This window comes from Keratinibaculum paraultunense (assembly GCF_016767175.1).
Classification (GTDB): Bacteria; Bacillota; Clostridia; order Tissierellales; family Tepidimicrobiaceae; genus Keratinibaculum; species Keratinibaculum paraultunense.
Genome location: NZ_CP068564.1, coordinates 1,191,305 through 1,213,002, shown reverse-complemented (window position 1 = coordinate 1,213,002; position 21,698 = coordinate 1,191,305). Strand labels below are relative to the sequence as shown.

20 protein-coding genes, 12 tRNA genes, 2 rRNA genes and 1 other annotated feature are annotated in these 21,698 nt (G+C 31.9%); of the genes, 30 read left to right on the top strand and 4 right to left on the bottom strand.

The window, feature by feature from the left end; all coding sequences use genetic code 11:
• Positions 1-109 precede the first annotated feature (109 nt).
• The 14 genes from JL105_RS06100 (at position 110) to JL105_RS06035 (ending at position 4,555) form a co-directional block, all read left to right on the top strand.
• Positions 110-185, top strand: a tRNA-Ala gene (locus JL105_RS06100).
• A gap of 60 nt (positions 186-245) precedes the next feature.
• A 23S ribosomal RNA gene (locus tag JL105_RS06095) occupies positions 246-3,166 on the top strand.
• Between the two features lie 165 nt (positions 3,167-3,331).
• Positions 3,332-3,449: ribosomal RNA gene (rrf, locus tag JL105_RS06090) — 5S ribosomal RNA — on the top strand.
• A 6-nt stretch (positions 3,450-3,455) separates the two neighbouring features.
• A tRNA-Asn gene (locus JL105_RS06085) sits at positions 3,456-3,530 on the top strand.
• 41 nt (positions 3,531-3,571) lie between these two features.
• Positions 3,572-3,661 (top strand) — tRNA-Leu (locus JL105_RS06080).
• 25 nt (positions 3,662-3,686) lie between these two features.
• Positions 3,687-3,763: transfer RNA gene (locus JL105_RS06075), tRNA-Met, on the top strand.
• A gap of 18 nt (positions 3,764-3,781) precedes the next feature.
• Positions 3,782-3,856 (top strand) — tRNA-Glu (locus JL105_RS06070).
• Positions 3,857-3,875: 19 nt separating this feature from the next.
• Positions 3,876-3,951: transfer RNA gene (locus tag JL105_RS06065), tRNA-Val, on the top strand.
• A 62-nt stretch (positions 3,952-4,013) separates the two neighbouring features.
• Positions 4,014-4,090: transfer RNA gene (locus JL105_RS06060), tRNA-Asp, on the top strand.
• Between the two features lie 4 nt (positions 4,091-4,094).
• A tRNA-Thr gene (locus tag JL105_RS06055) sits at positions 4,095-4,170 on the top strand.
• 11 nt (positions 4,171-4,181) lie between these two features.
• Positions 4,182-4,267: transfer RNA gene (locus JL105_RS06050), tRNA-Tyr, on the top strand.
• Positions 4,268-4,271: 4 nt separating this feature from the next.
• A tRNA-Gly gene (locus tag JL105_RS06045) sits at positions 4,272-4,346 on the top strand.
• Positions 4,347-4,374: 28 nt separating this feature from the next.
• Positions 4,375-4,448: transfer RNA gene (locus tag JL105_RS06040), tRNA-Cys, on the top strand.
• A 30-nt stretch (positions 4,449-4,478) separates the two neighbouring features.
• Positions 4,479-4,555 (top strand) — tRNA-Arg (locus JL105_RS06035).
• Between the two features lie 68 nt (positions 4,556-4,623).
• Here the strand turns inward: JL105_RS06035 and gltS are convergent.
• From gltS to sfsA, 4 genes are all read right to left on the bottom strand, one after another.
• Complete coding sequence (gene gltS, locus JL105_RS06030) at positions 4,624-5,823, bottom strand: sodium/glutamate symporter (protein ID WP_132027012.1); 1,200 nt, start codon at positions 5,821-5,823, stop codon at positions 4,624-4,626.
• A gap of 144 nt (positions 5,824-5,967) precedes the next feature.
• A complete protein-coding gene (locus tag JL105_RS06025) occupies positions 5,968-6,840 on the bottom strand; it encodes a response regulator (protein WP_132027014.1) in 873 nt (290 codons plus the stop codon).
• A 4-nt stretch (positions 6,841-6,844) separates the two neighbouring features.
• The gene (locus tag JL105_RS06020; protein WP_132027016.1) at positions 6,845-8,080 is read right to left on the bottom strand and encodes an ATP-binding protein; all 1,236 of its coding nucleotides are present in this window, start codon (positions 8,078-8,080) and stop codon (positions 6,845-6,847) included.
• A gap of 67 nt (positions 8,081-8,147) precedes the next feature.
• Entirely contained in the window at positions 8,148-8,834 is a 687-nt protein-coding gene (sfsA, locus tag JL105_RS06015; RefSeq protein ID WP_132027018.1) for a DNA/RNA nuclease SfsA, read from the bottom strand.
• A 122-nt stretch (positions 8,835-8,956) separates the two neighbouring features.
• Between sfsA and JL105_RS06010 the strand changes: the two genes are divergently transcribed.
• The 16 genes from JL105_RS06010 to tgt all read left to right on the top strand — a co-directional run bounded on the left by JL105_RS06010 (position 8,957) and on the right by tgt (position 21,673).
• A complete protein-coding gene (locus JL105_RS06010; RefSeq protein WP_132027020.1) occupies positions 8,957-9,493 on the top strand; it encodes an O-acetyl-ADP-ribose deacetylase in 537 nt (178 codons plus the stop codon).
• 180 nt (positions 9,494-9,673) lie between these two features.
• Positions 9,674-10,318 carry a zinc dependent phospholipase C family protein gene (locus JL105_RS06005; protein ID WP_132027022.1) on the top strand — a complete coding sequence of 215 codons (645 nt, stop codon included), beginning with the start codon at positions 9,674-9,676 and terminating at the stop codon, positions 10,316-10,318.
• 71 nt (positions 10,319-10,389) lie between these two features.
• A complete protein-coding gene (locus JL105_RS06000; protein WP_132027024.1) occupies positions 10,390-11,412 on the top strand; it encodes a ComEC/Rec2 family competence protein in 1,023 nt (340 codons plus the stop codon).
• 11 nt (positions 11,413-11,423) lie between these two features.
• Positions 11,424-11,642: a DUF3006 domain-containing protein gene (locus JL105_RS05995; RefSeq protein WP_202690438.1), complete on the top strand. Its 219-nt coding sequence runs from the start codon at positions 11,424-11,426 to the stop codon at positions 11,640-11,642.
• Between the two features lie 65 nt (positions 11,643-11,707).
• Positions 11,708-11,966 (top strand) — a binding site (T-box leader).
• A 37-nt stretch (positions 11,967-12,003) separates the two neighbouring features.
• Complete coding sequence (gene asnA / locus JL105_RS05990) at positions 12,004-12,981, top strand: aspartate--ammonia ligase (RefSeq protein WP_132027028.1); 978 nt, start codon at positions 12,004-12,006, stop codon at positions 12,979-12,981.
• A 53-nt stretch (positions 12,982-13,034) separates the two neighbouring features.
• On the top strand, positions 13,035-13,445 hold the full coding sequence (locus JL105_RS05985; RefSeq protein ID WP_132027030.1) for an MltG/YceG/YrrL family protein: 411 nt from the start codon (positions 13,035-13,037) through the stop codon (positions 13,443-13,445).
• Between the two features lie 186 nt (positions 13,446-13,631).
• Positions 13,632-14,366: a hypothetical protein gene (locus JL105_RS05980; protein WP_132027032.1), complete on the top strand. Its 735-nt coding sequence runs from the start codon at positions 13,632-13,634 to the stop codon at positions 14,364-14,366.
• 32 nt (positions 14,367-14,398) lie between these two features.
• Complete coding sequence (locus tag JL105_RS05975) at positions 14,399-15,031, top strand: CBS domain-containing protein (protein ID WP_132027034.1); 633 nt, start codon at positions 14,399-14,401, stop codon at positions 15,029-15,031.
• Between the two features lie 73 nt (positions 15,032-15,104).
• Positions 15,105-15,686: a BofC C-terminal domain-containing protein gene (locus JL105_RS05970; RefSeq protein ID WP_132027036.1), complete on the top strand. Its 582-nt coding sequence runs from the start codon at positions 15,105-15,107 to the stop codon at positions 15,684-15,686.
• An 83-nt stretch (positions 15,687-15,769) separates the two neighbouring features.
• On the top strand, positions 15,770-16,264 hold the full coding sequence (gene ruvC / locus JL105_RS05965) for a crossover junction endodeoxyribonuclease RuvC (RefSeq protein ID WP_132027038.1): 495 nt from the start codon (positions 15,770-15,772) through the stop codon (positions 16,262-16,264).
• A 17-nt stretch (positions 16,265-16,281) separates the two neighbouring features.
• Entirely contained in the window at positions 16,282-16,869 is a 588-nt protein-coding gene (gene ruvA / locus JL105_RS05960) for a Holliday junction branch migration protein RuvA (RefSeq protein WP_132027040.1), read from the top strand.
• A gap of 36 nt (positions 16,870-16,905) precedes the next feature.
• The gene (gene ruvB, locus JL105_RS05955) at positions 16,906-17,916 is read left to right on the top strand and encodes a Holliday junction branch migration DNA helicase RuvB (protein WP_132027362.1); all 1,011 of its coding nucleotides are present in this window, start codon (positions 16,906-16,908) and stop codon (positions 17,914-17,916) included.
• Between the two features lie 10 nt (positions 17,917-17,926).
• A complete protein-coding gene (locus JL105_RS05950; protein ID WP_132027364.1) occupies positions 17,927-18,136 on the top strand; it encodes a DUF2905 domain-containing protein in 210 nt (69 codons plus the stop codon).
• Positions 18,137-18,148: 12 nt separating this feature from the next.
• Positions 18,149-19,489 carry a SpoIID/LytB domain-containing protein gene (locus JL105_RS05945; RefSeq protein ID WP_132027042.1) on the top strand — a complete coding sequence of 447 codons (1,341 nt, stop codon included), beginning with the start codon at positions 18,149-18,151 and terminating at the stop codon, positions 19,487-19,489.
• A gap of 26 nt (positions 19,490-19,515) precedes the next feature.
• Positions 19,516-20,541 (top strand): tRNA preQ1(34) S-adenosylmethionine ribosyltransferase-isomerase QueA, encoded by a 1,026-nt coding sequence (queA, locus tag JL105_RS05940; RefSeq protein WP_132027044.1) that lies wholly within the window; start codon positions 19,516-19,518, stop codon positions 20,539-20,541.
• 13 nt (positions 20,542-20,554) lie between these two features.
• Complete coding sequence (gene tgt / locus JL105_RS05935; RefSeq protein ID WP_132027046.1) at positions 20,555-21,673, top strand: tRNA guanosine(34) transglycosylase Tgt; 1,119 nt, start codon at positions 20,555-20,557, stop codon at positions 21,671-21,673.
• Positions 21,674-21,698 lie beyond the last annotated feature (25 nt).

The window sequence follows — 21,698 nt, the reverse complement described above, 5'->3', positions numbered from 1 at the left end:
GAAAACAATGGTATTTCGCACTGTTTTGTTTATAAATTTTTAAAAAAATAATAATTAACGACATTTAGTCGTTAATTTTAACTCCAAAATATGAATTATAAATTGGTTTGGGGGTGTAGCTCAGTTGGGAGAGCACCTGCCTTGCAAGCAGGGGGTCAGGAGTTCGAATCTCCTCATCTCCACCAATAATTAATATTTTATTTTAAAAGATGCACATTAAAAACTAAACAGTAGATTATATTTCTGGTCAAGCTAATAAGGGCATAGGGTGGATGCCTAGGCACCAGTAGCCGACGAAGGACGGGATAAGCACCGATATGCCTCGGGTAGCCGCAAATAGGCGTTGAACCGGGGATTTCCGAATGGGGGAACCCACTTGAGAGAACCTCAAGTATCCTTTGCTGAACACATAGGCAAGGGAAGGAACACCAGGAGAACTGAAACATCTAAGTATCCTGAGGAAAAGAAAGAAAACTCGATTCCCTAAGTAGCGGCGAGCGAACGGGGAACAGCCCAAACCGAATACTTTGTATTCGGGGTTGCGGACACAACATAAAGGATGAAAATTAAGTAGTCGAAGGATCTGGAAAGGTCCACCACAGAAGGTGAAAGTCCTGTAGACAAAACTTAAAACATCCTAGTTGTGCTCCAGAGTACCACGGGACACGAGAAATCCTGTGGGAAGCAGGGAGGACCACCTCCCAAGGCTAAATACTAACTGGTGACCGATAGTGAACAAGTACCGTGAGGGAAAGGTGAAAAGAACCCCGTGAGGGGAGTGAAATAGAACCTGAAACCCTATGCCTACAAGCAGTGGGAGCACATTAAAGTGTGACCGCGTACTTTTTGTAGAACGGGCCAGCGAGTTATGGTATACAGCAAGGTTAAATACCAAAAGGTATGAAGCCGTAGGGAAACCGAGTCTTAACAGGGCGACAAGTTGTATGCCATAGACCCGAAACCGGGTGACCTACCCATGGGCAGAGTGAAGTTGAAGTAAAATTCAATGGAGGCTCGAACCGGTTAGCGTTTAAAAGCTATCGGATGACCTGTGGGTAGGGGTGAAAAGCCAATCGAACTCGGATATAGCTGGTTCTCCTCGAAATAGCTTTAGGGCTAGCCTCGAGCAAGTGATTAGGAGGTAGAGCACTGAATGGTCTAGGGGCACATAGTGCTACCAAAACCTATCAAACTCCGAATGCCGGAATCACGTTGTTCGGGAGTCAGACTACGTGGGATAAGCTTCGTAGTCAAAAGGGAAAGAGCCCAGACCACCAGCTAAGGTCCCTAAATCCAAATTAAGTGGCAAAGGATGTGAGGTTGCACAGACAACCAGGATGTTGGCTTAGAAGCAGCCATACATTTAAAGAGTGCGTAATAGCTCACTGGTCGAGTGACCTTGCGCCGAAGATTTCCGGGGCTAAAATTTGGTACCGAAGCTGTGGACTCTAATAGAGTGGTAGAGGAGCGTTCTGTATGGGCAGAAGCCATACCGAAAGGAGTGGTGGACTATACAGAAGCGAGAATGCTGGCATGAGTAGCGAGAGGAGGGTGAGAATCCCTCCCGTCGAAAGCCTAAGGATTCCTGAGGAAGGCTCGTCCCCTCAGGGTTAGTCGGGACCTAAGCTGAGGCCGAAAGGCGTAGGCGATGGACAACAGGTTGAGATTCCTGTACTACCTAAGGGCGTTTGAGAGAAGGGGAGACGCAGGAGGATAGGCTGAGCGCACCGTTGGTTGAGTGCGTCTAAGCATGTAGGGAGTTAAGGTAGGCAAATCCGCCTTAACAATCCTGAAATGCGAATGGGAGCGAAAAACAAGTAGCGAAGCAGCTGACTCCACACTGCCAAGAAAAGCCTCTATCGAGCCCAAGGGTACCCGTACCGCAAACCGACACAGGTAGGCGAGGAGAGAATCCTAAGACGCGCGGAAGAACCTTTGTTAAGGAACTCGGCAAAATAGCCCCGTAACTTCGGGAGAAGGGGTGCCATCTGAGGTGAAGCATAAAGCAGAGCCTTAGATGGTCGCAGTGAATAGGTCCAAGCGACTGTTTACCAAAAACACAAGTCTCTGCTAAATCGAAAGATGAAGTATAGGGGCTGACACCTGCCCGGTGCTGGAAGGTTAAGGGGAAGAGTTAGCGAAAGCGAAGCTCAGAACTTAAGCCCCAGTAAACGGCGGCCGTAACTATAACGGTCCTAAGGTAGCGAAATTCCTTGTCGGGTAAGTTCCGACCCGCACGAAAGGTGTAACGACTTGGGCGCTGTCTCAACAAAGGATCCGGTGAAATTGTAGTACACGTGAAGATGCGTGTTACCCACGACAGGACGGAAAGACCCCGTGGAGCTTTACTGTAGGCTGACATTGGACTTTGGAATTACATGTACAGGATAGGTGGGAGGCTGAGAAGCATGGGCGCCAGTCTGTGCGGAGCCGGCGGTGGGATACCACCCTTGTAGTTCTGGAGTTCTAACCAGAGGCTGTGAACCAGTCTTGGGACACTGTCAGTTGGGCAGTTTGACTGGGGCGGTCGCCTCCTAAAGAGTAACGGAGGCGCTCAAAGGTTCCCTCAGCACGGTCGGGAATCGTGCAAAGAGTGTAAAGGCAGAAGGGAGCTTGACTGCGACACCAACAAGTGGAGCAGGGTAGAAATACGGACTTAGTGATCCGGTGGTACCGAGTGGAAGGGCCATCGCTCAACGGATAAAAGCTACCCCGGGGATAACAGGCTTATCTCCCCCAAGAGTCCACATCGACGGGGAGGTTTGGCACCTCGATGTCGGCTCGTCTCATCCTGGGGCTGGAGTAGGTCCCAAGGGTTGGGCTGTTCGCCCATTAAAGAGGCACGCGAGCTGGGTTCAGAACGTCGTGAGACAGTTCGGTCCCTATCCGTCGTGGGCGTAGGAAATTTGAGAGGATCTGTCCCTAGTACGAGAGGACCGGGATGGACAGACCGCTGGTGCATCAGTTGTTTCGCCAGAGGCACAGCTGAGTAGCTAAGTCTGGACGGGATAAGTGCTGAAGGCATCTAAGCACGAAGCCCCCCTCAAGATAAGATTTCCCACCGAAAGGTTAAGACTCCAAGTAGACTACTTGGTAGATAGGCCTCAGGTGTAAGAGTAGCAATACTCTTAGCTAAGAGGTACTAATAAGTCGAGGGCTTGACCAGAAATATAATGTATTGTTTAGTTTATGACCTAACCCCATTTGCGAAATGTATTTAGAGCAAATGGATGGTAGGTCAAACGCAAAGAATTTCCAAATTATATAAACGTAGCGAACAAATAATTTGGTGAATGAGACTGCGGTTGTCAATAAAAAAATACATAAAACATCTGGTGGCAATGGCAAGAGGGATACACCTGTATTCCATACCGAACACAGAAGTTAAGCCTCTTAGCGCCGATGGTACTTGGGTGGAGACGCCCTGGGAGAGTAGGACGCTGCCAGATGAATGTTCCTAGGTAGCTCAATGGTGGAGCAACCGGCTGTTAACCGGTAGGTTGTGGGTTCGAATCCCACCCTGGGAGCCATAAAAACAAAAAAAATGAGTGCCCCGATAGGGCAAAGAATTGCCGGGGTGGCGGAACAGGCAGACGCACAGGACTTAAAATCCTGCGATCTTAAGAAGATCGTACCGGTTCGATTCCGGTCCTCGGCACCATTATGATTATGCCTGATATAAATGTCGCGGGATGGAGCAGTCTGGTAGCTCGTCGGGCTCATAACCCGGAGGTCGCTGGTTCAAATCCAGCTCCCGCAACCATAATTACATAATATATACGGCCCTATGGTCAAGTGGTTAAGACACCGCCCTTTCACGGCGGTAACCCGGGTTCGAGTCCCGGTAGGGTCACCATATAAACCATATAAGATAAGGGCGCATAGCTCAGCTGGGAGAGCACCTGCCTTACAAGCAGGGGGTCATAGGTTCGAGCCCTATTGCGCCCACCACATAAAATTATATAATAAATTATATAATTTAAAATAAAATAATTATTGTAGCTCTATTTGTTGGCCCGGTAGTTCAGATGGTTAGAATGCCAGCCTGTCACGCTGGAGGTCGAGGGTTCGAGTCCCTTCCGGGTCGCCATAATGCTGGTGTAGCTCAATTGGCAGAGCAACTGACTTGTAATCAGTAGGTTGGGGGTTCAAGTCCTCTCACCAGCTCCATTAAATAACATGGAGGAGTTCCCGAGTTGGCCAAAGGGGACGGACTGTAAATCCGTTGGCTTAGCCTTCACTGGTTCGAATCCAGTCTCCTCCACCATGATGCGGAAGTGGCTCAGTGGTAGAGCATCGCCTTGCCAAGGCGAGGGTCGCGGGTTCGAATCCCGTCTTCCGCTCCATCATATTTTTACATTTAAGAAAAGAAATGGCGGCATAGCCAAGTGGTAAGGCAGAGGTCTGCAAAACCTTTATCCCCAGTTCAAATCTGGGTGCCGCCTCCATTTTTATTATTTGTACAATTATTGGATAACGTACCTATAGCTCAACTGGATAGAGTGCCTGACTACGAATCAGGAGGTTGGGGGTTCGAGTCCCTCTAGGTACACCATAGAGAAACCCTGTAATCATAACTGGTTACAGGGTTTAATTTGTATTGCATATATTATTATAAAATGTTTAATTTAAAAGATTTAGTGTAATTGTAATTATCACAGTGTTAAAAAAATCAATAAACAAACTTCCTACTAATGGTAATATAAAAAATGCTATTGGTGCAGGACCAAATTTATTTACAATAGAGTTCATATTGGCAATACCATTAGGAGTAGCACCTAAACCGAACCCACAATGTCCAGCAGCTAGAACTGCTGCATCATAATCTTTACCCATTACATTGAATGTAACATATTTAGCAAATAAATACATTACAAATGTTTGTGTTAATAGTATTAATATCATTGGGATAGCTAAACTTATTAGTTCCCATAATTTTAATGACATGAGTGCCATGGATAAGAAAAGTGATAATGAAATTTCTCCAAGTATATTGATTTCTGTTGTAGGAACATCATATAAATTAGTAAAATCTGAAATATTTCTAACTAATGCTCCTGCTAGCATAGCACCTATATAAGATGGAAATGTAAGCCCTGTCTTTTTTAATAATGCCGAAATAATAGTACCTAAACCCATTGCTATTAGTAATTCAAAAGTTGCTATATAGAAATTATTAGGAATTAGATTGCCATTAGTTTTATCAACTACATTTAATTCAAAATTATAAGTTTTTTTATTAGATTTCTTGTCTAATAAATTATTATTTTCAATTAATTGTTTTCCTATTGGTCCACCAATAATGCCTCCAGCAACTAGTCCAAAGGTTGCTGATGCAATTGCTACTGTATCTGCTCCAACAATTCCTTTCTTTACAATCTCTGGTCCAAAGGCTGCTGCAGTACCATGTCCACCTGTCATTGGAACAGAACCTATTGCTATACCTAAAAGAGGATTAAGATCGAATATATATGTGAGACCTATGCTTACTACATTTTGAATAATAACAAGTAGTATTGTTATTCCTAAAAATAAAAAAACTTTTATTCCACCATTTTTTAATAATTCAAAACTTGCACTAAAACCTACTGAAGTAAAAAAAATAGTCATAGTAAGTGTTTGTAAGGTATCATCCATTACAAATTCCATTATATTATTTTGCTTAAGTATTAATGCCGATATAGAAAATAATAGTCCTCCTACTACAGGTGCAGGGATACAGTATTTAGATAGGAAATTAATTTTTTTAACTAAGAATTCACCTAATAATAATAATATTACCGCTAATGAAATGCTTTGTACCATGTCTAATTGTATAATCATGGTAACACCTCCACATAATATTAAAATTTGATATTTATATTATAAGAGTGGAGGGACAAGATCATACAATATCCTACTCAATAAGACTTATTATTTTCTGAAATATGAAGGAACATAGACTTTAAATATCAATTTTATAAAAATTCATACATTTAATTTTGATATAATCCCTTCAACAAATTTACGTATATTTATCTTGCCGTGGCGATTAGAATTATTTTTTATATAATTCATTTCTTGTTTTACTTGTTTAAAGTCAAATAGCAGAGTAGAATATTCAATAAATTTTTCATTATAATAATCATCTAACCCTAATTCAGCGATATTGGATAATGCTTTCTGTATAGTTCTTCTTATTCTTTGTTCAATTGCACTTGGACTTATTACTATTGATGTTGAAATGCTTTCTTCTTTTGCTATATTTTCATAGAATTCTTGCAGTATGTATTGAGAATTTGGATTATTTTTTTTATGGTCTATTACCATTTTAATAAGTTTAATTAAATCAGAAGCTCCTAATTCTCCAATTATTCCAATATCTGATAAGATATTTTCTATTTTTTCAGTATTATCTATTTGTATATTATTATCAGTTTTTTCAACCTTTTCTAGTAAGTTTTTAATTAATAACATGGATTTTTCTAATTCAATATTTTTTGATACATTTCTTATTACGTTTATAACTTCGATTGAATTAATTGGTTTTTTTATAAAAAAAAGTATTCCTGTATCGTAAGCAGTTGCTATCATAGGTTCATCTTCTACTTGAGATATCATTATTATTTTTCCTGGATAACCTTTATTTAATATTTCTTTGACAATTTGAACTCCATCTTTACAGGGTAATAAATAATCTATTAATACTATGTCTGGGTTATAAAAAAGTATTTCTTCTACTGCATATTCCCCACTGTCTAAATCAGCAACAACTTTACCTAATTTATTTTTTGTAATAATAGTTTTTAACATTTGAACTATACTAATATCATCGTCTATAATCATGATGGTATTTGTCATAAAATCACCTTCCTAATGAATCTAAAGGTATAGATATTTTAAAAGTAGTACCAATATTTTTTTTAGATTCAACTATTATAGTACCTTTTAAATGTTCAACTATATTTTTGACATGAGCAAGACCAATTCCTGTGGACGGTTCTCCAGTATTTTGATCAAATTTGGTAGTAAATCCTGGATTAAAAATATATGGCAAAATATCTTCTTCTATTCCTTCGCCATTATCAAAGATAATTAGTATAATATTATTAGAATCTACTTTTTGTATTACTTGTATATTTCCTTTTTCTTTAAAGGATTCTATAGAATTTATTATCAAATTATTTAAGATGGTAAAAATATAGTAATATTTTTTTACATATATATTATCATTTATTTTAAAAGAGATATTTATATCTTTATTATTATGCTTAATATACCTAAATAGATTATTTTCTATTATTGTAATAATATCTTTAAAGCTCATACCTTCATCAGTTTCAAAATCTTTAATAAAATTTTCTAGTCCACTTAAGACCCTATAATAATCTTTTTTTATTTCATGAACTTCTCTAGCTATATCTAAAGCTATTTTACTTATTTCTTGATCATGTTTATTTTTTTCATATAGATTATGGCTTTTACTCATTACATTTTCAATATCTTTCATTGATTTTTTAAGATAAAACATTTCTGCCTGTAAATTAGAGATTATTGCATTTAACTGAGCATATCTTTTTTGATGTTCTTTTTTTCTAATTAATATTTCTTGATTTTTAAATACTATAAATATGGTATAAGTAATTATACTACGAATCAATCCAATTACCAAGATACAATGAAATAATTTTAAATTTAAGTTATTCCTTAAAAGAGATTCAAATATGTTAGAAAAAACATCTATTAAAAATAAAGTAGATATTGTTTTTATAGCATTATCAGAACTTTTCTTCAAGGATGAAAAATGAGCTAATATACCAAATAATATATAGTATAATGAAGAAGGAAAATTATTCTTTAATATTTCAATTAAATTTCCTGAATAATTCAATAAATCAACAAATCCTCGTAATATTAAAACGGATATCCCTGTTAATATACCTAAATAAGTTTCTTCTAAATCCTTGTATAATAGTATAGTTAAACTGAAAGCCAGTACACCAGCTGAAAATCTAAAAGTAACCTGAAAAGGATAAAAATATATTTCGCCAAAGAGAGTAATAATTATTACAGGAATAAAATATCTTTTTATCTTGAACACAATAATTCCTCCATTTTGTAATTATAACATATTTGTATTTTTTTCAGTAAACCATTGATAGTATAAATTATAACAACACTTTAATTTTTTTACCTAAATTTATTTCATCAGGTTTAACTTTTGAATTATATGCTAATATAGTTATTCCTTTTTCTTTAGCTAAAAGTAGTGCATCACTAAATTCTTTGTCCATAGTTATGTTAGGTTTAAAATATTTTATATTAGGCATTTGAATTAAGAAAAATATATAACTGTTATACCCTTCTTCCATTGATGATATTATTTCGTATATATGTTTTGTTCCCCTTTTAGTAGGTGCGTCAGGGAAAAGAGATATTCCATCAATTTCTAAAGTTACTCCTTTAACTTCAACAAAACCTTTTATATTATCTTTTTCAAAATAAAGATCAAAACGAGAATTTTTATAATTAACTTCTCTTTTTAATAAATCTACATTTGTTATTTCAGGTATCTTATTAGAAAGAATACTTGAATATACCACATCATTTGGTATTTGAGAATCAATATTTATTAGTAAATCTCCTTTATAGGCTGATATTAAGGAATATTTTGTTTTTCTATTGGGATTATTAGATTTTTCTAGATATACTTTTGTGCCCTTTTTTAATATTTCTTTACATCTTCCAGTATTTTTTACGTGAACTTTTTCTATTTTATCATTTATTAATACATTTGCAATGAAACGGTTAGGTCTATTAATAAAAATAGCTTCAGTTACATTATTATATTTCAAAGAAACACCTCCAAAATTATCAATGAATGATATAATATAAATATATATGTTATTATATCACTTATGATTAAGTATAAAATATTAAATAAATATATATTAAGTATAAAAAGGAGTGAATATATATGTATGAATATGGTGACACTAAATTACATATAGTAGAAGGAGATATTACAAAGATGGAAGTAGATGCCATAGTAAATGCTGCTAATAATACCCTACTAGGAGGAGGTGGAGTAGATGGAGCTATTCATAGAGCAGGAGGACCTATTATATTAGAGCAATGCAAAAAGATAGGAGGTTGTCCTACTGGTGAAGCTAGAATTACTACTGCAGGTAATATGCCTAGTAAATATGTAATTCATACAGTAGGTCCAATTTACAAGGATGGTACAAAAGGAGAGGATAAGTTACTTTATAATGCATACTATAATTCTATGAAACTAGCAAAAGAATACAAGTTAAAAACTGTAGCTTTTCCATCTATTTCAACTGGAGCCTATGGTTACCCTAAAGAAGAAGCCAGTAAAATTGCTCTTAGGGCTGTAATGGATTTTATAGATGAGGAAGATTATATAGAGGAAGTATATTTTGTATTATTTAATCATAAAGATTATGAATTATATGAGGAATTGTTGAATCAAACTTTTAAGGAACAATAAAGTAAATATTAAAGTTTTCATATTTTATAACAAAATCTTAAGGCTTAAAACATTTTATAGCTATATTTTTTATATGTAAATGGGTAAATTTTTCTAACTTTATAATATTGACTTTTTATTTTATTTATTGTAGTATCAAATGAGGTTGATCTTATTCTTTAATAATCTAATAAAAAGGATGTGTTTAAAATTTTTAGTGAAACTCATAAAAACATTGCTAGCAATATTTATAAAAATATTTATAATATTTATGGTATAGAGTTAGATAAAGAATCTATACAGTGGGGTGCTATAGCTCCTGATATATTACCACAATATAAATTCAAAAGACATTATAAGGAAGAGAGTTTAAATTATGTAGTTGCGGAAATAGTTAAACTTATATATATAAGTAGGTATTTAGAATTAAATTTAAATACAGATCCAATAAAAAATAAAATTATAAGCAAAAAAATAGGGGTAATTTCTCATTATTTGAGTGACTTTGTATGTCGTCCCCATGCAGAGAGATGGACTTTTCCTAATAACATGTTTAAACATATGAACTATGAATCTAAGCTTAATGATTATTGTATGAACCATGAATTTAAAAAAAATATAATAAGTATAGATGATATAGACATTTTTCAAGATAAAGTAATAAGACTTAAACCTATAATTAAGGAGTATGTTGAAAAGGTAATAGATGAGTACTCTTTTAAAATTGGTTTTGAGTATGATTTAAATTTTGCATTGTCCCTAAGCCTTAAGATAACTTGTTTTGTAATAGATATAGCAGCTGCATATACAAAAGGCATATATAAAGATTTAGTATTTGAATTTTAATCCTTCTTATCAAGTGGATAGGAAGGATTTTTCATAAAGTATAATATAAGTTTATATAAATGGAGGTAAATATGAAAAATAAAACTATTAGATATTATTTACTTATAGTATTGATTATTTTAACAGTATTGACAGGTTGCGGATTAGAGGTAATCAACAAAAATGGAGAATACGGAAACCAGTTGATAGTTCATTTTTTAGATGTAGGGCAAGGAGATAGCACGTTTATTCAATTTCCTAATGGAGAAACTGCTTTAATAGATGGGGGTACTAGGAAAAGTGGAGAAAAAGTGGTAAAATATCTTAAAGAGTTAAATATACATAAAATAGATTATTTAATAGCCACTCATCCACATGAAGATCACATTGGAGGATTGCCTCAGGTTATTAGAAATTTTGAAATTGGTAAAGTATATATGCCCAATAGAACTGCAAATACATTTATATTTGAAGAATTATTGAAAGAAATTAAAGCAAAAGGGCTTAAAATAAATATAGCAAAAGGGGGCGATAACATTATAGATGAAAGCAATATTAAATTTTTAATATTAGCTCCCAACAGAGAAGATTATGAAAATACAAATGATTTTTCAATAGTTACTAAAATTGAATACTTAAATACTTCTTTTTTAATGACAGGAGATGCAGAAAAAGCAGCAGAGGAAGATATGTTAAAAGCAGGATATAATTTAAAAGCTGATGTTTTAAAAGTAGCTCATCATGGTAGTAACAGCTCTACAACTATTGATTTTCTTAAAAAAGTTAAACCTGATTATTCAATAATAAGCGTAGGTAAAGATAACTCTTATGGTCATCCCCATGAAGAAGTTTTAGATAGAATTAAATATATTGGTTCAGAGATTTTAAGAACTGATGAATTAGGATGTATAGTGTTTAGTTCTAATGGAAAAGGATTATTTTTAGATAAAAATATAATTATAGATGAACAAGTTTATATAGGAAATAAAAACACCAAGGTATTTCATAGTAAGGATTGTAAATCCTTACCTAATAAGGAGAATCAAATAATATTTAAATCAATTGAGGATGCCATGAATAATGGATATAAACCTCATGAAAAATGCCTAAAATAGGGGGGAATTTGGTGAAGGGTATAATCGATAGGTTTGAGGGTGATAGGGTTCTATTAGAATTAAAAGATGGGATTGTAAGTTTTGATAGAGAGCTATTTCCTGAAAATGCTAAAGAAGGAGATATTGTAGAGTATGTAGACAATAGATTCGTTATTAGAGTTGAAGAAACCCTGGAAAGAGAAAAATATATTAATCAATTATTTAAATCTTTAGTAGAAAAGGATAAATAAAATTATAAAACCTATATTGACATTTTGTTTATTCTATATTATAATTTACACTCAATAAGGTTAGCATTATAGCGATGATAGGAAGAGTAATCTATAAGGAAGTCATAGAGAGTCGATAGATGGTGGAAATTCGGCACGGAATTATAGATGAAGAACATCCTTGAGCTTCTAAATCAAAATCTTTACATAGAGAGTAGATTTAGACGGTTATAGCCCGTTAAAAGCTATCCAGTATCGAAAATATTATCATTATTCTGTACTGGTTAAAGAGTGAGCCATTTGCTAAAAAAGGTGGTACCGCGAAGATTACCCTTCGTCCTTTAAGGATGAAGGGTTTTTAGTTTTTTAGGAGGGGTGTTAGATGGATAAGTTAGATGTTAGGGAAACTCAAATAGCAATTAAGCTTATAAAGGATTTTTTTGAAAGAGAATTAGCAAATAGTTTAAATTTAATCAGGGTATCAGCTCCTTTATTTGTAAAAACAGATACAGGATTAAATGACAACTTAACTGGTGTTGAAAGACCAGTTACATTTAATATGAGAAAATATAATCAGCAGTTAGAAATAATACAATCTTTAGCAAAATGGAAAAGAATAGCATTGAAAAAATATGATTTTAATGTTGGAGAAGGTATATATACAGATATGAATGCAATTAGACCAGATGAAAGGTTAAGTCCTATTCATTCTATATATGTAGATCAATGGGATTGGGAAAAAGTTATATCTAAAGAAGATAGAAATGAAGATTTTCTTAAATACACAGTAAAAACTATTTTTGATGTATTTAAGAAAACTGAGAAAATGATAAATGGAATATATCCTTTTTTAGAGAAAAAATTACCAGAAGAAATTACATTTATTACTACTCAAGAGCTAGAAGATCTTTATCCTTGTTATAGCCCTAAAGATAGAGAAAGGTTTATAGCTAAGAAGCATAAAGCAGTTTTTTTAATGAAAATTGGTGGAAAATTAAAATCAGGTATTCCACATGACAAGAGGGCTCCTGATTATGATGATTGGGAGTTAAATGGAGATATATTATTTTGGAATCCAGTGTTGGAGGATGCAATAGAATTATCTAGTATGGGTATAAGAGTAAATAAAAATAGCTTAAAGAGACAAATGCAAGAAGCAGGAAGGGAAAAAGAAATGAAATTATCTTATCATAAAATGCTATTAGAGGATAAATTACCACAAACTATTGGAGGTGGTATAGGTCAATCTCGCATATGTATGTTTTTTTTAGAGAAAAAGCATATAGGACAAGTTCAAGCTTCTGTGTGGCCTGAAGATATAATAGAAGAATGTGAAAGAAACAATATATTTTTACTTTAATTGAGAAATAAGATATAATAAAATAAAGAGAAAAAATGAAGGAGTAAGAAAGTATGTTTAGTAAAAATAAATTCCCATATATTGTTTTAGGATTAGGAATTGGAATTTTATTGACCAATATAATATATGTTTTTAATCCAGTAGTTGAATATAAAGATTATTCGGAAGCGGAAATAGTTGAACTAGCTTCTGAGCTAGGTATGGTATTTATAAAGGAGAGCATTGATACTTCAGACATAAAGGATAGTAAAAAGAAGCAGGAAAAAATAATCCTTATTGTTGAAGAAGGTGATTCTTTAGGAGATGTATCAAATAGACTTTTTGAGTTAGGAATAGTTGATAGTGCTGAAAGGTTTCATAATTATGCAAAAGAAAAAGGGTTAGAAAGGAAAATAAGAATTGGTACTTATGAATTAATGCCAAATCAAAATTATGATGATATATTGGATATATTAACTAAGTGAGTTAAAAAATAGTACAAAATATCTAGTAAGACATTAATAAAAGCATTGGAACAATTCCAATGCTTTATATTTATGGTAAGTAAAATTATTGTAGTATAATAGAATATGATGTAAAATAAAAAAGTAATATAAATATGGTTTAAACCTTTATATAATTGGAAACAATTGCTAAAGGGAGGGATAAAATTGGTTCTAGTAAAAATAGATCTTTGGGAAATTTATGAAGGCTTAAAATATAATTTTTTATATAATGGCGACATAAATTCTATACATATCCTCCTAAACCTATATGATTTAGAAGCTGATGTAAAAAATATATGTCCTAAATATATATGTACAAATGAAATAAGGAAAAAAATTAAAAGGCAATTAATATATAGGAAGGATAGGCAATTGATTTCCAATAATATTGCTTTATTACTTCATGAGAATGTTACAAGGCTTGAATTAATTATATATTTAGAAGGTTATAAATATGGTTATTTTAATAATAAATGGGTAAATAATTTAGAGAGTGAAGCTATTAAATATTATTCTGTTGAATATTTATATGATAAGAATTTTTTATTTCATCATGACATATATTTTAAAGAGATAGTTGATTTTAAGAACAATTTTTGTTTAGAAATAGATAAAAGAGAAAAAAATTCAAATTTTTTACATGATTTTATTTTTTCTTATTGTGAAAAAACTATAAAGGGAAAAGTTTACAACTTGAATAATTATATTGATAGACAGTTAAAAATAGAATGTGAAACTAACCATTTAAATATTAAAGAAGAAGGTTCTTTATTATCCATGAAAGAATTAAAGAATATATACAAAAATGTTGTTAATACTATAACAAAAAGTGGTATAAAGTTATACAAAGAGGCTAGCTGGTATGGCATAAATGACAAAGTTTTAAATAGGTACAAATAAATTTATATAATTAATATAATGGGGGGATTATAATGTATGTAAGAAATCATATGTTGCCAAAAGATAAGCTGATAACTGTTCAGTTAAAGGAGAATGTAAAAAGTGCTCTAGACAAGATAATTGAAGGAGATTTTTTATCTCTTCCAGTTCTTGATGGCGATGAGTTTAAAGGCATTATAATGAAAGAAGCTATTTATAGAACATATTTTGAAGGTAATTACGATGATAGAGAAAAATTTTTATTAAATACGACAGTTGAAGAATTATATAATGATGAGTATAAGTCTATAAAAGAATATGAATTGATAGAAAATGCTTCTTATCTTTTAAAAGAATTAAGAACTCCTTTTTTACCTGTATTTGATAAAAGAGGAAATTTTGTTGGAATATTAACTCATTTTGCTATTTTTAATGCATTTGCTGAGATATTTGGTTTTGATAAAGGGACAAGAATTGTTGTCTATATGTTTGATATTCCAGGGCAATTAGCAAAATTAACAGAAGTTCTAAAAAAAGAAGATATAAATATTTTAAATTTTGCAGTAATGGATGCAAAGGTATTAGGTGTTTACAAAGTTGTATTACGAGTTGATACAGAAAATGTAGAGAGATTAATAGATAAAATAGAAAAAGCAGGTTTTAAAGTAGGAGATATTGTAAAATAAAGTAGTATTTTAAATGTATAATTAATTTGTAAATGGGAAAAATATTCCTCTAGATAGTACTGGAGGGATATTTATGAAAAAATACAATCCTATTTTAATATTTCTTTTTTGTGGGATACTTTTTTTTGCAAGTTTCATATGTGGCTATAAAATGATGAGTAAAACTAATAGAGAACTTGTTCTTGAAGATGATGATAGTTATAAAAAACAGAAAGAATTAGAAATACTTGGAGAAGAGGAGAGAATATCTCCAAATACTTTTATAGAAAAAAAAGTTTATTATAAACAATGTGAGCATAGTATTACTAAATTAGACAATGTAAGTGAAGAAATAGTAAATTTAACGGAAACACAATTTAGAGAATATATTAAAGAAAATTATCCTAATATAAAAATATTATCTTTTTCTCCAAAAAAGATAGTATTAAAAGAAGAACGTAATCATTTATGCCCTAATCATTATATTATAGGTGAATCTGACGGTAAAATAGCAATATATAGAATAAATGAAGAAGGAAGTAAATATTTAGACAGAGTATTTAAGGATTATCCTATCTCCTTATTAAAAGAAATAGATCAAGAAAAATTAAAAAATGGGATTATAGTAGATAGTGAAGAAGAGTTATCAGATGTATTAGAGAATTTTATAAGTTAATAGATAACTAAGTTAGATTATTCTAGCTTAGTTTTTTTATTAAAAATATGATAAAATAGAATATAAGTTTAGGAGGAAAGTATATGGTAATTTTAGGAGTAGATCCAGGATTAGCAATAGTTGGATATGGAGTAATTCAAGTTAAAGGAAATAGATATAAGACTATTGACTATGGATGTATAACAACAGAGGCTGATGTTTTACTCCCTGAAAGATTAAAAATAATATATGATGAATTGAGCTCTATTATAGACAAATATAATCCGAGAGATTTGGCAATGGAAGAATTATTTTTTAATAAAAATGTTAAAACAGCTATAAATGTAGGACAAGCAAGAGGAGTTGAGATATTAGCTGCTGTAAATAAAGGGATTGATGTGTACGAGTATACACCTTTGCAGATAAAGCAAAGTGTTGTTGGTTATGGTAGAGCTGAAAAAAGACAAGTTCAAGAGATGGTAAAAATATTGTTAAATTTAAAGGAAATACCTAAACCTGATGATGCAGCTGATGCATTAGCAGTAGCCATATGTCATAGCAGTTGCTTAAATTTTAAGGATATGTTTAAAATGAAATAAAAAAGGGTGATAAAAAGTTGTATGAATATATAATAGGAGAAGTAATGGAAATTAAAGAAGACTATATAGTATTAGAAAACAATGGGATAGGATATAGGGTATTTACTTCTAAACATTCAATAAATAATTTAAGTATAAATCAAACAATAACTATGTATATATATTTTAACTTAAGGGAAGATGGTGTATATCTTTATGGTTTTACTACCGAAGAAGAATTAAATATGTTTAATAAACTTCTTTTAGTGTCTAAGATAGGACCTAAAGTAGGATTAAATATATTATCCACTTTAACTCCTAATGAGATAAAATCTGCTATTATAAATAAAGATACTGATATATTATGTAATGCACCAGGTGTTGGGGAGAAAACTGCTGGTAGGATTATATTAGAATTAAAGGATAGGATTGATGCTACAGATGTAGATACTATTGAAGATGTGGAAATATTAAATGACAACAGTGATATTAATATAGCAATTAATGGTCTTATTTCATTAGGATATACTAGGAAAGAGATAGATTGGGCGTTAAATAAATTAGATATTTCAAGTATGGATACTGAAGATATAATAAAGGAAGTGCTTAGAAGATTATCAAGATAGATAATAACTAATTATTAAAGGAAGGGTAATGATTTGATGGGTAAGGATAAAGAAAGAATAGTAACTGGAACAATTCAAGATGAAGATTTAGAAAATGAAATAAGTTTAAGACCTAAATGGATTCATGAATACATTGGACAAGATAAGGTAAAAGAAAAGTTAAAAATATTTATTGAAGCTGCTAAAGGTAGAAAGGAACCTTTGGATCATGTATTATTATATGGACCTCCAGGTTTAGGAAAAACTACTTTAGCTAATATTATTGCTAATGAGATGGGGGTTAGTATCAGGGTTACTTCTGGACCAGCAATAGAAAGACCAGGAGATTTAGCTAGTATATTGACTAATTTAGGAGAAGATGATGTATTATTTATAGATGAAATTCATAGACTTAATAGGACTGTAGAGGAAATATTATACCCAGCTATGGAAGATTATGCTTTGGATATTATAATAGGCAAAGGTCCCAGTGCTAGATCAGTTCGATTGGATCTTTCTAGGTTTACTTTAATAGGTGCTACTACCAGAGCAGGTTTATTGACTTCACCTTTAAGAGATAGATTTGGGGTAGTGTTAAACTTAGATCTTTATGATGATCAGAGTTTACAAAAGATAGTCAAGCGATCTGCTAAAATTTTGAATGTAAAAATAGATGATTTAGGAGCTATGGAGATTGCTAAAAGGTCTAGGGGAACCCCTAGAATAGCCAATAGATTACTTAAGCGAGTAAGGGATTATGCACAAGTAGTAGAGAATGGGGTTATAACTTGTGATGTAGCAAAGCGAGGTTTAGAAGTTTTAGAGATAGACGAAATAGGATTAGACGAGGTTGATAAAAAACTTATACTTAGTATAATAGAAAATTTTGATGGTGGTCCAGTTGGTCTTGATACTTTATCAGCAGCTACAGGAGAAGAGCGGACTACCATAGAAGATGTATATGAACCTTATCTATTACAAATAGGATTTATAAATAGAACTCCTAGAGGTAGAATTGTTACCAAAAAAGCATATGAACATTTTAATATTAAATATGAAGAGAAGTAGAGGTGATATTATGACTTCACTTGGTAAAATTCTTTTATATATGGGTATAGTTTTTATATTACTTGGAGGAGTTTTAATATTAGGTGAAAAGTTGGGATTTGGAAAACTTCCCGGGGATATACTTATCCAAAGAGGAAATTTCACTTTCTTTTTCCCTATTGTTTCTATGTTAATAATAAGTATAATTCTTACTGTACTAGTAAATATTTTTAGAAGGTAAGGGGGACTAAATATGAAAAAAATATTTATAAGTCTTTTAATTGTTATATTATTAGGATTTTCTATACAATATAAATATATTTTTGCTGATTATATGGATGATTACATTAGTATAAAGTTAACAAGTCCTGTAAAATCAAGAGAAATAGTGAAATTAGGTAGTGATGATGGTTTTTATGTATATGGTATTAAGAACTTTGAGGATGAATATATTTCTAATCAAATTATATATATTGAATTAAATGATGATAAAATAGAAGTAAAGGATGATATAGGAGAAATTTTATTTAGTATTCCTGAAGATAATTTAATATTATCTTCAGGAAACAAATGTGATAGTATTATAAAAGTAGAGGATAAACGTTATAGAGATTGCATAGAAATAAAAAAAGAAAAGAATGGATTATCAGTTATAAACTTGGTAAAGATGGACCATTATTTATATGGAGTTGTTCCTAGAGAAATGCCAGCTTCTTTTCCAATAGAGGCATTAAAAGCTCAAGCAATTGCAGCTAGAACATATACATTGAAAAATATAAACAAACATTATAATGAAGGATATAACTTATGTGATACTACTCATTGTCAAATATATGGAGGTATGGATGAAGAACATGTAAGAACAAATGAAGCTGTAGATGCAACTAAAGGTAAAATAATTACTTATAATGGTGAAATAATTGATGCTTTATATCATTCTAATAGTGGGGGACATACTGAGGATTCTGTTGAGGCTTGGGGCAATTATTTTCCATATTTAGTAGGAGTAAAGGATGAATTTTCTATAGGACAGCCTAATAGTGAATGGTATTTTACTATAGATTCTTATGAATTAAATAGCAAATTGAAAAATAATGGTATCTATATAGGAGATATTATAGATTTAGAAATATTAAAAACATCTCCTAGAGGTGGAATAACAAGTCTAAAAATAATAGGAACAGCAGGTGAAAAAATATTAAACAAAGGGGAAATTAGGCAAGTTTTTGGAGATGATAAATTAAAGAGTACTTGGTTTTCTATTAAAAGGGAAGGCACTTTTAATCCAGCAGCTGGTATATATGCTATAAGTGGGGAAAATGAGGAGCCAAAAAAAATAGATATATCAAAAGCTATTAGTATAGACAAGAACCTCACAAAAAATACTGTTAAAGAAGCTGTAGTTATTGAAAAAGATAAAACGAGTCGATTGGTAGATAGCTCCAGAGGAAATAATATTGTTTTTTTAATTGAAGGTAGAGGATATGGACATGGTGTAGGAATGAGCCAATGGGGAGCAAAGAAGATGGCAGAAGAAGGTTATACCTATGAAGAGATTTTAAAACATTATTATACTGGAGTTGAAATTAACTAAAAAATAAATGTATAAGGGATGATGTAATGAAAACTGAAGATTTTTACTATGATTTACCAGAAGAATTAATTGCTCAGCATCCTATAGCAGATAGAGAAGCTTCTAGAATGCTAGTATTGGATAAAAAAGCTGGAAAGATAGAACATAGATATTTTAGGGATATAATTGATTATCTAAATAGAGGAGATTGTTTAGTATTAAATGATACTAGAGTAATTCCTGCTAGGCTCTTTGGAAGGCGCGAGGGGAAGGAGGAAAAAATTGAATTTTTGCTATTAAGAAGATTAGAAGGGGATCAATGGGAAACACTTGTAAAACCAGGCAAAAAAGTAAGACCTTTTAATAAGATAGTATTTGGAGATGGCTTATTAGTAGCAGATGTTTTAGATATTGAAGAAGATGGAACTAGAATTGTAGAGTTTAGTTATGATGGAATATTTGAAGAAATATTGGATAAATTAGGGCAAATGCCTCTACCTCCTTATATTAAAGAAAAATTGAAGGATAAGGAAAGATATCAAACTGTTTATTCTAAACATGAAGGTTCTGCAGCAGCTCCAACAGCGGGCTTACATTTTACAAAGAGATTATTAAATGATATAAAAGATAAAGGTGTAGATATAGCTTTTTTAACTCTTCATGTAGGATTAGGCACCTTTAGACCAGTTAAAGTAGAAAACATTGAAGAACACCATATGCATGCCGAATATTATAATATATCTAAAGAAACAGCACAAAAGATAAATATAGCAAAAGAAAAGGGCAGAAATGTAATTGCAGTAGGTACTACAACAGTTAGGACCTTGGAAACAGTTGCAACAGAAGATGGAATTGTAGTGCCTGGTAAGGGGTGGACAGATATATTTATATATCCAGGGTATACTTTTAAAGTAGTAGATAAGCTTATAACCAATTTTCATTTACCAGAATCGACATTACTAATGTTAGTTAGTGCTTTAGCAGGAAGGGATAATATCTTTCATGCTTATAACGAAGCGATAAAAAAACGATATAGGTTTTATAGTTTTGGAGATGCAATGTTTATTAAATAATGGGAGGAAGAGTATGGGAATAAAGTTTAAAGTATTGAAGGAATCAACTGAAACTAATGCTAGATTAGGTTTATTGGAAACACCTCATGGGATTGTTGAAACTCCAATTTTTATGCCTGTTGGTACAAAAGCTACTGTTAAAACTATGACCCCAGAGGAGGTTAAGGCATTAGGAGCTCAAATAATATTAAGCAATACCTATCATCTATATTTAAGACCAGGGCATAAACTTATTGAAGAAGCTGGTGGATTACACGAATTTATGAATTGGCATGGTCCAATTTTAACTGATAGTGGCGGTTTTCAGGTTTTTAGTTTAGGAGATTTAAGGAAAATTACAGAAGAAGGAGTAGAGTTTAGATCTCATATAGATGGTTCTAAACATTTTATATCACCTGAAAAATCTATTGAAATTCAAAACTCATTAGGTTCTGATATTATGATGGCTTTTGATGAGTGTACTCATTATCCTGCAACTTATGAGTATGCAAAAGAATCTATGAAAAGAACTACAAGATGGGCTAAAAGATGTAAAAATTTTCATAAAGACTGGGAAAGGCAAGGATTATTTGGTATAATACAAGGGGGAATGTATAAAGACTTGAGAAGACAAAGTGTTCAGGATATAGTAAGTATGGATTTTAGTGGTTATGCTATAGGTGGATTAAGTGTAGGAGAGCCAAAAGAATTGATGTATGAGATGTTAGAGTTTACTACCCCTTTATTACCTAAAGATAAACCAAGATATCTTATGGGAGTAGGTACTCCTGATTATTTATTTGAAGCAGTTATAAATGGTATTGATATGGCAGATTGTGTTTTGCCTACAAGAATTGCAAGAAATGGAACTGTTATAACTAGTCGTGGAAAATTAACTATTAGAAATGCTAAATATTCTAGGGATTTTAGCAAGCTAGATCCAGAATGCGACTGTTATACTTGTAAAAATTATACTAGAGCTTATATAAGGCATTTATTTAACGTTAATGAAATATTAGGTCCAAGGCTTACAACTATACATAATCTATATTTTTTAATTAAGCTAATGGAGAATATAAGGAAAGCTATAAAAGAGGATAGATTATTGGAATATAGAGAAGAATTTTATAAAAAATATGGTTATACAGATTAGTTAATTTAATTAAAACATGCTTTAA